The sequence below is a fragment of the Microbispora sp. CSR-4 genome (genome assembly GCF_008033685.1).
Taxonomy (GTDB): domain Bacteria; phylum Actinomycetota; class Actinomycetes; order Streptosporangiales; family Streptosporangiaceae; genus Microbispora.
In genome coordinates this window covers 216,244-231,079 of sequence record NZ_VJVX01000001.1, presented here as the reverse complement: position 1 = coordinate 231,079, position 14,836 = coordinate 216,244, and the positions used below count along the sequence as shown (strand labels likewise).

10 protein-coding genes are annotated in these 14,836 nt (G+C 72.2%); 8 read left to right on the top strand and 2 right to left on the bottom strand.

The window, feature by feature from the left end; genetic code table 11:
• Positions 1–137 precede the first annotated feature (137 nt).
• From FLV34_RS01100 to FLV34_RS40115, 4 genes are all read left to right on the top strand, one after another.
• Positions 138–875, top strand: a complete 738-nt coding sequence (locus FLV34_RS01100; protein ID WP_147942168.1) for a GPR1/FUN34/YaaH family transporter — start codon at positions 138–140, stop codon at positions 873–875.
• A 204-nt stretch (positions 876–1,079) separates the two neighbouring features.
• Positions 1,080–2,138 carry a prolipoprotein diacylglyceryl transferase gene (gene lgt, locus FLV34_RS01095; RefSeq protein WP_147942167.1) on the top strand — a complete coding sequence of 353 codons (1,059 nt, stop codon included), beginning with the start codon at positions 1,080–1,082 and terminating at the stop codon, positions 2,136–2,138.
• Positions 2,135–2,854 (top strand): VIT1/CCC1 transporter family protein, encoded by a 720-nt coding sequence (locus tag FLV34_RS01090; protein WP_142645083.1) that lies wholly within the window; start codon positions 2,135–2,137, stop codon positions 2,852–2,854. Before lgt ends, FLV34_RS01090 begins: the two co-directional genes overlap by 4 nt.
• Complete coding sequence (locus FLV34_RS40115) at positions 2,851–3,774, top strand: hypothetical protein (protein ID WP_187280511.1); 924 nt, start codon at positions 2,851–2,853, stop codon at positions 3,772–3,774. The genes FLV34_RS01090 and FLV34_RS40115 overlap by 4 nt, the downstream gene beginning before the upstream one ends.
• 149 nt (positions 3,775–3,923) lie before the next feature.
• Here the strand turns inward: FLV34_RS40115 and FLV34_RS01080 are convergent, their stop codons facing one another.
• Positions 3,924–5,483, bottom strand: coding sequence for a bis-aminopropyl spermidine synthase family protein (locus FLV34_RS01080; RefSeq protein WP_261985608.1), 1,560 nt, complete (start codon positions 5,481–5,483; stop codon positions 3,924–3,926).
• Positions 5,484–5,641: 158 nt separating this feature from the next.
• Here FLV34_RS01080 and gltB point away from each other — a divergent pair, with 158 nt between their 5' ends.
• From gltB to FLV34_RS01060, 4 genes are all read left to right on the top strand, one after another.
• Positions 5,642–10,168 (top strand): glutamate synthase large subunit, encoded by a 4,527-nt coding sequence (gene gltB, locus FLV34_RS01075; RefSeq protein ID WP_147942166.1) that lies wholly within the window; start codon positions 5,642–5,644, stop codon positions 10,166–10,168.
• Positions 10,169–10,236: 68 nt separating this feature from the next.
• Positions 10,237–11,721, top strand: coding sequence for a glutamate synthase subunit beta (locus tag FLV34_RS01070; RefSeq protein ID WP_142645085.1), 1,485 nt, complete (start codon positions 10,237–10,239; stop codon positions 11,719–11,721).
• Positions 11,722–11,900: 179 nt separating this feature from the next.
• Positions 11,901–13,598: a S8 family serine peptidase gene (locus FLV34_RS01065; protein ID WP_261985607.1), complete on the top strand. Its 1,698-nt coding sequence runs from the start codon at positions 11,901–11,903 to the stop codon at positions 13,596–13,598.
• 107 nt (positions 13,599–13,705) lie between these two features.
• On the top strand, positions 13,706–14,122 hold the full coding sequence (locus tag FLV34_RS01060) for a DUF2784 domain-containing protein (protein ID WP_142645086.1): 417 nt from the start codon (positions 13,706–13,708) through the stop codon (positions 14,120–14,122).
• Here FLV34_RS01060 and FLV34_RS01055 read toward each other — a convergent pair.
• Complete coding sequence (locus FLV34_RS01055; RefSeq protein WP_147942165.1) at positions 14,043–14,807, bottom strand: hypothetical protein; 765 nt, start codon at positions 14,805–14,807, stop codon at positions 14,043–14,045. The genes FLV34_RS01060 and FLV34_RS01055 overlap by 80 nt on opposite strands.
• Between the last annotated feature and the right edge of the window lie 29 nt (positions 14,808–14,836).

Genomic DNA, 14,836 nt, shown 5'->3' with positions numbered 1-14,836 from the left:
CGGTTTCCCGCCCGCGCCCGGCGAATCCGCGGCGGTGAGCCGAGCGAGGAGGCGCCGTGCCCGCCCACACCGGGGAAGAAGGCCCACAAGAGCGGGGTCTTCCACCGAGACCGCGGGGGGGCGCCCCGGCCGGGGCGATGAGCGGGCGCGACCTCCCGGGAGAGCGGTCCGGCGGACGGGACGACGGACAGGCCGGTCCCGTCCGTGTCGTCCTGCGGCCCATGGGCAGCCCGCTGCCGCTGGGGTTCCTCGGCCTCGCCATGGCCACGACCGCCTTCGCCGTCGTGGAGCTTCGACTGGTGTCCGCCGCGCAGGCGCATATCGCCGCCCTGGCCGTGCTGCTGTTCACCGCGCCGCTGCAGTTCCTCGTCTCGGTGCTCGCCTTCCTCGCCCGCGATCCGGTCGCCGGGGCCGCGATGGGCATCCTCTCCGGAACGTGGGCGGTGGTCGGCGCCGTCACGCTCACCTCCGCGCCCGGCACCTCCGCGCCCGGCACCTCCGCGCCCGGCACCGCCGACCCGGCGCTGGGCGTCGTTCTGCTCACGGCCGCGGCGGCCATGCTCGTCCCGGCCCTCGCGGGCCTGCCCAAGCTGCTGGCCGCCGTCGTGATGACGATATCGGCCACCAGGTTCGCGCTCACCGGTGTCTACGAGCTCACCGCGTCCCCGGAATGGCGGACCGCGGCGGGCGTCGCAGGTCTGGTGCTCGCGGCCGCCGCCTACTACGCCGCGCTGGCCTTCGAGCTGGAGGACACGCACGGGCGCGCGCTCCTTCCCGTGGCCCGCCTCGGCCGGGCCCGTACGGCGCTCCGGGGCGACCTGGGCGACCAGACCAAGGGCCTGGCACGCGAGGCGGGCGTCCGCGACCAGCTCTGATGCTCGACCACGCAGATGGTGCCGGCCGCCCGGCGCCTGGCCGGTGGCGGAGGCCCGCCGGGCGGTCGCGCGCCTGGCCGGTCTCCGCCGTACGCCCGCCGCCGGGGCCTGAACAAGGTGTGATGATCGGTCGGCGCAGGTCGCGGAACGGTTGCCCGCGACCTCGCTCCGGACCCGCCCTCTCTTGCGGTAACGTCACGTTACATGCCCCTCCTCGCCTCGATTCCCAGCCCGTCACAGGGGGTCTGGAATCTCGGACCGATCCCGATCCGTGCGTACGCGCTGTGCATCGTGCTCGGCGTCATCGTCGCCGTCTGGATCGGCGAACGCCGCTGGCGCGCCCGTGGCGGCGCCCCCGGAACGATCACCGACCTCGCGGTCTGGGCCGTGCCCTTCGGCCTCGTCGGCGGACGCCTCTATCACGTCATCACCGACTGGCAGATCTACTTCGGCTCGGACGCGCCCAAACGGCCGATCGACGCGCTGTTCATCTGGGAGGGCGGCCTCGGCATCTGGGGCGCGATCGCCCTCGGCGCGCTCGGCGTATGGATCGGCTGCCGCCGGCGCGGCATCTCCTTCACCGCCATCGCCGACACCCTCGCCCCCGGCGTCGCCGTGGCGCAGGCCATCGGCCGGTGGGGCAACTACTTCAACCAGGAGCTGTTCGGCGGCCCGACCGACCTGCCGTGGGCACTGGAGATCGAGCCGGGCCGCCCGGGCACCGTCCCCGGTGAGACCCTCTATCACCCGACGTTCCTGTACGAGTCGCTGTGGGACCTCGCGCTCGCCGGTGTGCTGATCCTCGCCGCCCGCAGGTTCAGCCTGCGGCACGGCCGGGTGTTCGCGATGTACGTCGCGGGCTACACGCTCGGCCGGTTCTGGATCGAGGGGCTGCGGGTGGACCCCGCCCACCACATCCTCGGCCTGCGGCTGAACCAGTGGACCTCGATCGTCATCTTCCTGTGCGCGCTGGCATACCTGTGGCTGGCCCGCACCCGTACGGGCGAGGAGCCGCTGGGCGTGCAGAGCGGCGACGCCGGCGCCGCCCCCGCCGATTCCGCCGATCCCGCCCACGGACGCGACCAGGCCGACGAGCCGGAGCTCGTCTCCGGCGAGGAGCGGGAGGACGCGGAGGCGCGAGACGGCGCCGGCGACGACCTGCCGCCGGACGGCGACACCGGCTCCGGCAAGCAGACGGCGACCGCGGGAGCGGGCGCCGCGAGCGACGGCCCGGCGGCGGAACCGGAGGCCGGCCAACGATGACGAAGGCCACGACGGGGGCGCGGGCCGAGATCCACCACGAGCATCGGGACGTCACCGGCGGTTGGTTACGCCCGGCGGTCTTCGGCGCGATGGACGGGCTGGTCTCCAACTTCGCGTTGATCGCGGGCGTCGCCGGCGGCACCGCGGAGACCAGGATCATCGCCCTCGCCGGCATCGCGGGCCTGGCCGCCGGAGCGTTCTCCATGGCGGGCGGAGAGTACGTGTCGGTCGCCAGCCAGCGCGAGCTCGCCCAGGCGGAGATCGACGTCGAGCGGCGGGAGCTGGAGCGGCACCCCGAGGCCGAGGAGGTCGAGCTCGCCCGGATGTACGAGGCGCGGGGAGTGGACCCGGAGACCGCCAGGGAGGTCGCCCGGCAGATCTCCCGCAACCCGGAGGAGGCCCTGGCGGTCCACACGCGGGCCGAGCTGGGCGTGGACCCCGACGACCTGCCCTCGCCCGTGGTGGCCGCCGTGTCGTCGTTCCTGTCGTTCAGCCTCGGGGCGCTGGTGCCGCTCCTGCCCTACCTGCTGGGCGTGCGGGGCTTGTGGATCTCGGCCGCGGTGTCGATGGCGGCGCTGTTCGCCGCGGGCGCCGTGGTATCCCGGGTGACGGCCCGCAGCTGGTGGTTCAGCGGCCTGCGCCAGCTCGTGGTGGGGGCCGTGGCGGCCTCGCTGACCTGGGGACTGGGCTCGCTGATTGGAACCGGCGGTCTATGACCAAGCGCAAGCGCCGGTCGCCGGCGCCGGCCGAGGGGCGGACCGGGGCCGCGCTCTCCGACCTCGGGCTGGACGACCGGCAGCAGCGTGTGGTCGTGTGGTCGGTCAGCGCCGTGGGAGTGCTGGCGATCGCCCTCGTGCTGACGCTGGTGGTCAACGCGATCGGCGGCGGGCAGTCGCAACCGGCCGAGGCGTCGGGCGACGTGTCGGGGGAGGGCCTGCCCGCGACCTTCCAGCCCTGGCCGACGGTGCAGGAACTGGCCCCGATCGCCGACAGGAAGGCCGACACCGCGCCGCTGACCGCTCAGGAGGTGTTCGGCGCGCGGACGCTCACCTCCGGGAAGGTCACGCTGCGCAGGCTCGCCAGCCGCCTCGACCAGTCGTGCGCGGGCGCCGTGTGGGGAGTCGATCTCGCCGACGCGCTGGCCGAGGCCGGATGCAGCCAGGCCGTACGCGGCCTGTACGGCACGGCCGACGGCGTGTACGTCGCGCAGTACACCCTGTTCAACCTGGCGGACGTCACGGCGGCGGACACGCTGGCGAAGTCGCTGGCGTCGCTCTACCGGGGCGCCTGGGTGCAGCCGCTGGAGTCGGCGCGGGCGAAGTTCGGCACCTACAGCGAGGGCAACGCCTACGTCCTGGGGCACTACCTCGGGGTGACCTGGATCGGCCGGACCGACGGCGCGGAACCGGGAGAGAAGGACGACTTCATCATGCTCGGGCTGGCCGTGCGCGAGGCCGAGAAGGCGATCTTCCGGCGCGTGGTGAAGGTGACGGGAGTGCCGTCGGACCCCGCGCAGCCGCCGGGCCCGGAAGACACCGCGCAGCCGTCCGAGGAGCCGCCCTCCGAACCCGGCTCCTCTCCCGCGGCGTCCCCGTCCGCGACGGCGACCTCGGCGCAGTCGTCCCTCGAACCCTAGAGCGCCGGTCATGTAGTCGTCAGACGGCCGGCCGATGTCGGGCCGGCCGCCAGACGAGGACGTGTGGGTTGTGGACCACGGCGGTTCGGCTGAGCTGGGGCCGTGCTCCGCTGGGGCCGGGCGCGGCGATCCGCGCCCTAATGGGACCGTCAGCCGGTCGTCACCTGTGCCGTCACTTGTGCCGCCAGCCCGCTGAGGCGGTGGAGGGGGAGTTCGAGCGGGGCGGCGTCGAGGGCCCACGGCGCGGCCTCCTCGACGGCGGCCCTGGCCTGCCGCTTGGTGAGCCCGGCCGTCTCGGTCAACGCCTCGCGCCAGGCGTTGCCGGTCTTCCCGTGCGCGCTGTCCATGATCCTGCGCACCACCCGGTCCTGCCCGCCGTCCGGGGGCGGGAGCCGTACGGCGTCGAGGACGTGGCCCTCGGCGGCCAGGCGATAGACGGGGGAGAGCAGGCGGGCGAGCGCGGGCAGGTCGGCGACCACGTCCGCCACGGGACCCGCGGTGAGCACGCGCACGTGCCGGGCGCGCGTCGCGAGCATCAGGCGGGGCAGCGCCGCCTCGAGCCCGGCCGGCACGGCGATCGCCACCCGCTCGGGGTCGGCGGCGTACGGCTTGGCCAGCAGGGTGGCGAGCCGGGTGCGCGGCACCTTCGGCAGCAGGCCGCGCGGCCAGTCGCCGGCGAGCAGGTCCGGCCCGAACGCCGCCACGGCCGCCTCGTCCGGCGGCGCCGCCGGGGCGGACTCGACGGCCTGCGGGCCCTGCGTGTAGATGGCGGTGGCGAGGCGGTCGAGCCGGGAGGCGATCGCCGGCCACGTCTTCGTGGTGGGCCGCAGCACGTACAGGTCCGCCGCGCTGCCGATGGCCTCCGCCCCGTGATACCGATTGAAGTGCGGAAATATCGCCTCGTGCAGCAGGTTGAGGTCGAACAGGGCCTTCTGCACCTTCAGTGCGAGCATCGGGGTGCGCTCGGAGGCGCCGTACGCCACGAGGATCCGCCCCTGGTCGCGGTCGCGCAGGCCCTCGGCGGCCCGGGCGGCGAACAGGCCGATCCCCTCGGGCGTGTACGGCGGGTCGGTGATCGCGAGGTCGGCCCAGCCGCGCAGCGACGGCGGCAGGCCGAGGCGCAGGTCGGCCCAGCGGGTGCGCACCCCGAGGTCCTGGGCGTCGATGTACTCCAGGATGCGGTCGTCGATGTCGGCCACGGCGACCTCGGCCTCCGGATGGACCATCCGTACGGCCAGCGAGGTCAGGTCGTGGTCGCCGACGCACAGCAGGCGGGCGCCGGGGAGCCAGAACCGCCGTCCCAGCAGGAGGGCGCGGCGCAGCACGGTCTCGGCGGTCGCGGAGACGTGGTCGAGCGCGTGCCGTCCCCGGGGCGCCTTGGCGATCAGGGTCTCCAGGCGGCCGAGCGTCTCGGCGTGCTCCGCGACCATTCCGGCGACCGGATTCCCGAGACCGGAAATATCCGTATCCGTCCAGACGTTGTAGCGGTTGGCCTGATCCCTGGGAATACGGACACGGTCGCCGCTGTGCTCAAGGGGGAGCACCCGAAGCAGCGACTCGATCGTCCGCCGCGACGTCGCGGTATCCCGGACCAGGTCTGCCAGGGTCCACCAGCGGCCGTCGGACAGGAGCGACAGCGCTCCGCGCAGGCGCAGGCCGTCCACTCCGGCCTCCGCCAGCAGTTCGTCGATCGCCTCATGACCACCCATGCGCAAACCATATCCACGGCGCTGGCCTGTGAAGGTTCGCGAAGCGGACCTGGGGGGCACTATTCCGGCAGCGTGTTGTAATCTCTAAGCACCACAACCGCAGCAGGGCCAGCGTCGTCCCTCTGTTCCACGCAGACGTTGACGACGGGAGTGACTACATGCCTGCTGCCCGCCTTGGCCTTTCCGGAGGTCTCCCCGAGCCCCAGGGACTCTACGACCCCGGTTTCGAACATGACGCCTGTGGCGTAGCCATGGTGGCCGATGTCGCGGGCCGCCGCAGCTACGACATCGTCGCCAAGGCACTGACCGCGCTCCGCAACCTCGATCACCGGGGTGCGAGCGGCAGCGAGCCGGACACCGGCGACGGCGCGGGCATCCTCACCCAGATCCCCGACGCGTTCTTCCGCGGCGTCGTGGACTTCGAGCTTCCCGCGGAGGGCGCGTACGCCGCGGGCACCGCGTTCCTGCCGCTGGACGAGCAGGCCAGGCAGACCGCGATCGGCCTCATCGAGCAGATCGCCGCCGAGGAGGGCGTCACCGTCCTCGGCTGGCGCGACCTGCCGGTGGACCGCGACCTGCCCGGCGCCACCGCCCGTGCGGTCATGCCGCACTTCGCGCAGCTGTTCGTGACCTCGCCCGGCGGCGAGACCGGCGTCGACCTCGACCGGATCGTGTTCGCCTTCCGCAAGCGGGCCGAGCACGAGGCGGACGTCTACTTCGCCTCGCTGTCCTCGCGGACCATCGTCTACAAGGGCATGCTGACCTCGCTGCAGGTCGAGCCGTTCTTCGCCGACCTGTCCGACGAGCGCTACGTCAGCGCCATCGCGCTGGTGCACTCGCGCTTCTCGACCAACACCTTCCCCTCCTGGCCGCTGGCGCACCCCTACCGCTACATCGCGCACAACGGCGAGATCAACACCGTGCGCGGCAACCGCAACTGGATGCGGGCCCGCGAGGCCATGCTCGCCACCGGCCTGATCCCGGGCGACCTGCGGCGGCTGTTCCCGATCTGCGACCCCGACGGCTCCGACACCGCCTCGTTCGACGAGACGCTGGAGCTGCTGCACCTCGGCGGCCGGTCGCTGCCGCACGCCGTGCTGATGATGATCCCGGAGGCGTGGGAGAACCACACCGAGATGGACCCGGCCCGCCGGGCCTTCTACGAGTTCCACTCCACCCTCATGGAGGCGTGGGACGGCCCCGCGTCGATCACCTTCTCCGACGGCACCCTGGTCGGCGCGGTCCTCGACCGCAACGGCCTGCGTCCCGGCCGGTTCTGGGTCACCGACGACGGCCTGGTCGTGCTCGCCTCCGAGGCGGGCGTGCTGTCCGACATCCCGCAGGAGAAGGTCGTCCGCAAGGGCCGCCTGCAGCCGGGCCGCATGTTCCTGGTCGACACCGCGCGCGGCCGGATCATCGAGGACGACGAGATCAAGGCCGAGCTCGCCGCCGCCGAGCCGTACGGCGAGTGGCTGCACGCGGGCCTGGTCCGCTTCGAGGAGCTGCCCGAGCGCGAGCACGAGCACCCGACCCACGAGGCGCTGGTCAAGCGGCAGCAGACCTTCGGCTACACGCAGGAGGAGCTGCGGGTCATCCTCGGGCCGATGGCCAAGAACGGCGCCGAGCCGATCGGCTCGATGGGCACCGACACCCCGGTGGCGGTGCTGAGCGAGAAGCCGAGGCTGCTGTTCGACTACTTCAGCCAACTGTTCGCGCAGGTCACCAACCCGCCGCTGGACGCCATCCGCGAGGAGCTCGTCACCTCGCTGCAGTCGACGATCGGCCCCGAGGGCAACCTGCTCGACCCCGGCCCGGCCTCGTGCCGCCGGCTCGTGCTGCCCTACCCGGTGATCGACAACGACGAGCTCGCCAAGATCATCCACATCAACGACGAGGGCGCGCTGCCCGGCTTCCAGCCGTACGTCGTGTCCGGCCTGTTCGACGCGGCCGGCGGCGGCGAGGCGCTGGTGCGGCGGCTGGAGGAGATCCGCCAGGAGGTCTCCCGGGCCATCGAGGACGGCGCGCGGATCATCGTGCTGTCCGACCGCGGGTCGTCCCGCGAGAAGGCGCCGATCCCGTCGCTGCTGCTCACCGGCGCGGTGCACCACCACCTCATCCGGGAGAAGTCCCGCACCCGGGTCGGGCTCGTGATCGAGACCGGCGAGGCCCGCGAGTGCCACCACATGGCGCTGCTCATCGGCTACGGCGCGAGCGCGATCAACCCCTACCTCGCGATCGAGACGGTCGAGGACATGATCGCCACCGGTCAGCTCGACCTCGACCCGCGCAAGGCCGTGCGCAACCTGATCAAGGCGTACGGCAAGGGCGTGCTGAAGGTCATGTCCAAGATGGGCGTGTCCACGGTCGCCTCCTACACCGGCGCGCAGATCTTCGAGGCCCTCGGCCTCGGCACCGAGGTCATCGACCAGTGCTTCACCGGCACCACCTCCCGCCTCGGCGGCGTCGGCTTCGACGTGCTCGCCACGGAGGCGCTGGAGCGGCACGCGCGGGCCTACCCGCGCGCGGAGAACCCGCACCGGCGGCTGGAGGTCGGCGGCGAATACCAGTGGCGCCGCGAGGGCGAGCCGCACCTGTTCAACCCGACCACCGTCTTCAAGCTGCAGCACTCCACCCGCACCCGGCGTTACGAGATCTTCAAGGAGTACACGTCCCTCGTGGACGGGCAGTCCGAGAAGCTCATGACGCTGCGCGGCCTGTTCAAGCTGCGTCCCGCCGGCGCGCCCGTGCCGATCGAGGAGGTCGAGCCGGTCGAGTCGATCGTCAAGCGGTTCTCCACCGGCGCCATGTCGTACGGCTCCATCTCCATGGAGGCGCACGAGACGCTGGCCATCGCGATGAACCGGCTCGGCGCCAAGTCGAACACCGGTGAGGGCGGCGAGGACCCCGAGCGGCTGTACGACCCCGAGCGGCGCAGCGCGATCAAGCAGGTGGCCTCCGGCCGCTTCGGTGTGACCAGCGAATACCTGGTCAACGCCGACGACCTGCAGATCAAGATGGCGCAGGGCGCCAAGCCCGGCGAGGGCGGCCAGCTGCCAGGCCACAAGGTGTATCCGTGGATCGCCAGGACCCGGCACTCCACGCCCGGCGTCGGCCTCATCTCGCCGCCGCCGCACCACGACATCTACTCGATCGAGGACCTGGCCCAGCTCATCCACGACCTGAAGAACTCCAACCCGCGCGCCCGCGTCCACGTGAAGCTGGTGGCCGAGGTCGGGGTCGGGACCGTGGCGGCGGGCGTCAGCAAGGCACACGCCGACGTCGTGCTGATCTCCGGCCACGACGGCGGCACCGGCGCCTCACCGCTGACCTCGATCAAGCACGCCGGCGCCCCCTGGGAGCTCGGCCTCGCCGAGACCCAGCAGACGCTGCTGCTCAACGGGCTGCGCGACCGCATCGTCGTCCAGGCCGACGGCCAGCTCAAGACCGGCCGCGACGTGATCATCGCGGCGCTGCTCGGCGCCGAGGAGTACGGCTTCGCCACCGCTCCGCTGGTCGTCTCCGGCTGCGTCATGATGCGGGTCTGCCACCTCGACACCTGTCCGGTGGGCGTGGCCACCCAGAATCCCGAGCTGCGCAAGCGGTTCACCGGCAAGCCCGAGTTCGTGGTGAACTTCTTCGAGTTCATCGCCCAGGAGGTGCGCGAGTACCTCGCCGAGCTCGGCTACCGCTCGCTCGACGAGGTGATCGGGCGGGCCGACCTGCTCGACACCACCCAGGCGGTCGAGCACTGGAAGGCCTCCGGCCTCGACCTGTCGCCGATCCTGCACCAGCCGGAGCTGCCCGAGGGCACCCCGCGCCGCAAGGTCGTCGAGCAGGACCACGGGCTCGACAAGGCGCTGGACAACACGCTGATCCAGCTTGCCGAGGGCGCGCTGAACCTCGGCGAGCCGGTGACGCTGGAGCTGCCCATCCGCAACGTCAACCGTACGGTCGGCACGATGCTCGGCCACGAGGTGACCAAGCGGTACGGCGGGGCCGGCCTGCCGGACAACACGATCGACGTGTCGTTCACCGGCTCGGCGGGCAACTCGTTCGGCGCGTTCGTGCCGCGCGGCATCACGCTGCGGCTGACCGGCGACGCCAACGACTACCTCGGCAAGGGCCTGTCGGGCGGCCGCATCGTCGTCCGCCCGCACCCCGACGCGCCGTTCGAGGCCGAGACGCAGGTCATCTCCGGCAACGTCGGCCTCTACGGCGCGACGTCCGGCGAGGTCTTCGTCCGCGGCATCGTGGGCGAGCGGTTCTGCGTGCGCAACTCCGGCGCGACCGCCGTCGTGGAGGGTGTGGGCGACCACGGCTGCGAGTACATGACCGGCGGCCGGGCCGTCGTCCTCGGCCCGACCGGCCGCAACTTCGCCGCCGGCATGTCGGGCGGCGTCGCCTACGTGCTCGACCTGCGGTCCGAGCGGGTCAACCGCGAGATGGTCGAGCTGGAGGCGCTGGACGACGACGACGCCGAATTCCTGCGCGAGATCGTCGAGAAGCACTTCGCGGAGACCGGGTCCACGGTGGCCAAGGCCCTGCTCGCCGAGTGGGACATCGCGCTCGGCCGCTTCTCCAAGGTCATGCCGTCGGACTACAAGCGGGTCCTGCAGGCGCGGGCCGCCGCCGAGGCCGAGGGCCGCGACATCGACGAGGCGGTCATGACCGCCGCCCACGGGTGACGCCGATGCGAATCACCGCGTCCGTTTCCGCGACCGTTTCCGCACAGGGATAGAGGGGGGTTACACCGTTGGCTGACCCGAAGGGGTTCCTGACACACGGGCGTGAGCTGCCGGCGCGCCGCCCGGTCGACGTTCGCATCCGCGACTGGCGCGAGGTCTACGAGGACTTCCCCCGGCCCGCGCTCACCAAGCAGGCCGCGCGCTGCATGGACTGCGGCATCCCGTTCTGCCACAACGGCTGCCCGCTGGGGAACCTCATCCCCGAGTGGAACGACCTCGTCTACCGCGACGACTGGCGTGAGGCGATCGAGCGGCTGCACGCGACCAACAACTTCCCGGAGTTCACCGGCCGCCTGTGCCCCGCGCCGTGCGAGTCGGCGTGCGTCCTCGGCATCAACTCCGACCCGGTCGCGATCAAGCGGGTCGAGGTCGAGATCATCGACCGCGCCTTCGCCGAGGGCTGGGTCACGCCGCAGCCGCCCGCGGCCAGGACGGGCAGGAAGGTCGCGGTCGTCGGCTCTGGCCCGGCCGGTCTCGCCGCCGCGCAGCAGCTCACCCGCGCCGGGCACGACGTGGTCGTGTTCGAGCGGGCCGACCGGATCGGCGGGCTGCTCCGCTACGGCATCCCCGAGTTCAAGATGGAGAAGCGGCACGTCGACCGCCGCATCGCCCAGATGGAGGCCGAGGGCACCGAGTTCCGCACCGGCGTCGACGTCGGCGTGGACGTCACGGCGGCGCAGCTCCGCGAGGAGTTCGACGCGGTCGTGCTGGCGGGCGGCGCCACGGCGTGGCGCGACCTGCCGGTGCCCGGCCGCGAGCTCAAGGGCGTCTACCAGGCGATGGAGTATCTCCCGCCGGCCAACAAGGCGCAGCACGGCGACTTCCCCGAGTCGCCGATCTCCGCGAAGGGCAAGCACGTCGTCGTGATCGGCGGCGGCGACACCGGCGCCGACTGCATCGGCACGGCGATCCGCCAGGGGGCTTTGTCGGTCACCCAGCTGGAGATCATGCCGAAGCCGCCGGCGACGCGTCCGGGCAGCCAGCCGTGGCCGACCTACCCGATGCTGTTCAAGATGGAGAGCGCGCACGAGGAGCTGGAGGCCGGGGCGGGCGACCGCGTCTACGCGGTGTCCACCACCGAGTTCGTCGGCGACGACGAGGGCAACGTGCGGGCGCTGCGCCTGGTCGAGGTCGAGGGCCCGGCGGCGGGCTTCAAGCCGATCCCCGGCACCGAGCGGGAGATCCCGGCCGAGCTGGTGACGCTCGCCATGGGCTTCCTCGGCCCCGAGAAGGGCCCGCTGCTGAACGACCTCGCGGCGCTGTCCGGCGACCCGGAGTCGTTCTTCGACGCCCGGGGCAACGTGGCCAGGAACGCGTCGTACGCGACATCGGTCGAGGGCGTGTTCGCGGCCGGCGACATGGGCCGCGGCCAGTCGCTGATCGTCTGGGCGATCGCCGAGGGCCGTTCGGCCGCGGCGGCGGTGGACAGCTATCTGAGCGGGCGGACCGTGCTGCCCGTTCCCATCCCTCCGACGGCGCGCCCCCTCGTCTGAGACGTGATCCACCGGCCGTGGTCCCAGGGGACCGGACCACGGCCGGTGTGGGCATTTAGGGGATAAAACGGGCATATCCCAATTCGGTGGCCGGGTTGCGAGCGCGTACGGCTGCCGGGAGGATGCTGAGCCCGTATCGAGGGGCCCCGGCACCGGGTGCCCGCAATCGAGGAGGATCGTTGCACGCACGGGGGCGGCTCGCCGGGGCCATCATGTCCATCACGCTGCTCGGCGGGCTGGGGGCCGCGGGACTGCCGGGGGCGGCGACCGCGTCCGAACCCGCGCAGAACTACCTGGTCTTCTACAAGGACGGCGGCGGCGACGCCGCGCAGCGGGCGGTCGAGGCAGCCGGAGCGACCATCCAGGCGCGGGACGACAAGCTCGGTTACTTCGTCGTGCGCACGACCGATCCCGAGCGGATCGGCGCCGATCCCTCCGTGGTCGGCGTCACGCTCGACCGTCCCATCGGCAGGACCGCCGACGTGCCCGTCGCGCCGCGCGCGAAGCACGCCGGGCCGGCCCCGAAGCACGTCCGGGCGGCCCCGAAGCATGCGGCCCCGAAGCAAGCGGCCCCGAAGCAAGCGGCCCCGAAGCAAGCGGCACAGGGGGGCGACCCGCTCTCGGACCGCCAGTGGGACATGAAGATGATCGGCGCCACCCCCACCGGGTCGTACGCCAAGGCCCGGGGCAGCCACAAGGTGCTGGTGGGCGTCATCGACACCGGCATCGACGGCAATCACCCCGACATCGCGCCCAACTTCAACCGGGCGCTCAGCCGCAACTTCGTGATCGACCAGCCCTTCGACGAGAACGGCAAGCCGCTCGACGGGCCCTGCGAGCACGCGGGCTGCAAGGACCCGGCCGACGTCGACGACGACGGCCACGGCACCCACGTCGCGAGCACGATCGGCTCGCCGATCAACGGCATCGGCGTCGCCGGGGTCGCCCCCGACGTGTCGCTGGTCAACCTCCGCGCCGGCACCGACTCGGGCTTCTTCTTCCTCAAGCCCACCATGGACGCCCTGGAGTACGCCGCCGACGTCGGCGTCGACGTGGTCAACATGAGCTTCTACGTCGACCCCTGGACGTTCAACTGCGCGAGCAACCCGAGCGACACGACCAGGGAGAGCCTTGAGCAGCGGGGGATCCTGGAGGGCATGCGCCGCGCGGTCAGGTACGCCTACACGCGTGGCGTCACGCTCGTCAGCGCGATCGGCAACGAGAGCCTCGACCTCGGCAAGGTGAAGACCGACACCTCCAGCCCCGACTTCCCCAAGGGCTCGGAGAAGAAGCGGATCATCGACAACACCTGCCTCAACGTCCCGGCCGAGCTCGACGGCGTCATCTCGGTGTCCTCCGTCGGCCCCAGCGGGCGCAAGGCGCCGTACTCCGACTACGGCGTCGAGCAGACCGACATCTCCGCGCCCGGCGGCGACCTGTTCGACGGCGGCACCGATCTCAAGGGCGTGAGCCGGGAGATCCTGGCCGCCGCCCCCGAGCACGTGCTGCGCGCCAGGGGCCTGCTGTTCGCCGACGGCAAGCCGAAGACGTCGTCGGTGGTCCGCGACTGCCAGGGCGGCAAGTGCGCCTACTACCAGTACCTGGAGGGCACCTCCATGGCCGCGCCGCACGTCACCGGGGTGGCAGCGCTGATCATCGGCCGGTTCGGCAAGCCGGGCAGGGGCGGGCTGCAGATGGACCCCGCGCAGGTGGAGCGCCTGCTGTACGCGACGGCGACCCCGAAGGGCTGCCCGACGCCCCGCACCTACCGCTACAGCACGGGCGAGAGCCAGGTCTGCGAGGGGCCCACGGCGAAGAACGGCTTCTTCGGGCACGGTCTGGTCAATGCCGCCCGAGCCGCCACCGTCACGTCCTGAGCGGCCTCCTGGGCCGTTTCCAGGGCCGCCTGAGTACGCGTCTGAGTAGCCCGCCGGATGTCCGGCGGGCTACGGGGGCCTACCCTCCTCCGCGAGGAGGGCAGAGCATGATCTACGGGCTGGTCTGGCAGGCCACGATGGTGGTGCACTTCGTCGTCATCGCCTACATCGCCCTGGGCGGCTTCCTCGCCTGGTGGCGGCCCCGGCTGATCTGGCCGCACCTCGCGCTGGCCGCCTGGGGCCTGGTGCAGCTCACCGGGCTCGTGGAGTGCCCGCTGACCGCGCTGGAGAACTGGGCGCGGGCCAGGGCGGGGGAGGGCGGGCTGCTGCCGGGCGGCTTCATCGACACCTACATCGAGGGCGTCGTCTATCCGGAGGCGTACGTGTGGCACGTGCGGCTGGCGGTGATCGCCGTCGTGCTCGCCTCCTGGGCGGGGCTCGCGATCAGGATCCGCCGACGCCGCACACGTCCTGCGCGTACGACAGGAACGTCTGCTGCACCGGAGCCGGAGGCGTCGCGATGAGGTAGCGCTTCTCGCCGCCGCCCACGGTGCCGTAGACCGGGAACAGGTAGGCCTTCTTGGCCTCGGCGAAGGCGTGCCAGTCGCAGCGCATGGGGGTGATCTCCACCGGGATCTCCAGCCGGGTGGCGTCCGCCGCGAGCACCGCCACCGGCCGGCTCTTGCCGGAGCGGGGCAGCATCGTGTAATGCGTGGTGGCGCCGAGCTCGTCGATGGTGACCGGCTCGGAGCCGCCCTTCCTGGTGACGACGAGGTTCCCGTGGAGGATCCGGCCCGCGCGGGTCCAGGTGTCCCCGAAGGTCACGTCCACCGACTGGCGCAGGATGTAGGCCCCGCACTCGGCCTTCACCAGCCCGTCCAGCGTGGGATCGGGGTGGTGGACCGGGAACTCCACCTTGTGCAGGGCGCCGTCGCCGACCTGGATGTGCGCCACCACCGTGGCCGGGCGCACCGGCGGGATCTTCTCCGGGTCGCAGCGCGCCTCGCCGTACGGGATCCGCAGGTCCGTACGCGGCGTCTTGCCGAGGGTGGTGTCCACGGGGGCCGGCGGGAGCGTCGCGAACGAGTCCGTGACGAGCTGGACGTCCTGGAAGCGCACCCGCGTGGTGGTGTCGTTGCGCACGGACACCTCGAGCTCATGGGATGTCTCGTCGCTGCGCCACTGGTTGAGCGACACCGAAACACCCATCGGCGGCGCTGCCGATTCGGTAGCCTGTC

Excerpts from the sequence above, each read along its gene's own strand:
- FLV34_RS01100 (WP_147942168.1), top strand. The coding sequence starts at position 138 with ATGAGCGGGCGCGACCTCCCGGGAGAGCGGTCCGGCGGACGGGACGAC.
- lgt (WP_147942167.1), top strand. The coding sequence starts at position 1,080 with ATGCCCCTCCTCGCCTCGATTCCCAGCCCGTCACAGGGGGTCTGGAAT.
- FLV34_RS01090 (WP_142645083.1), top strand. The coding sequence starts at position 2,135 with ATGACGAAGGCCACGACGGGGGCGCGGGCCGAGATCCACCACGAGCAT.
- FLV34_RS40115 (WP_187280511.1), top strand. The coding sequence starts at position 2,851 with ATGACCAAGCGCAAGCGCCGGTCGCCGGCGCCGGCCGAGGGGCGGACC.
- FLV34_RS01080 (WP_261985608.1), bottom strand. The coding sequence starts at position 5,483 with ATGGGTGGTCATGAGGCGATCGACGAACTGCTGGCGGAGGCCGGAGTG.
- gltB (WP_147942166.1), top strand. The coding sequence starts at position 5,642 with ATGCCTGCTGCCCGCCTTGGCCTTTCCGGAGGTCTCCCCGAGCCCCAG.
- FLV34_RS01060 (WP_142645086.1), top strand. The coding sequence starts at position 13,706 with ATGATCTACGGGCTGGTCTGGCAGGCCACGATGGTGGTGCACTTCGTC.
- FLV34_RS01055 (WP_147942165.1), bottom strand. The coding sequence starts at position 14,807 with ATGGGTGTTTCGGTGTCGCTCAACCAGTGGCGCAGCGACGAGACATCC.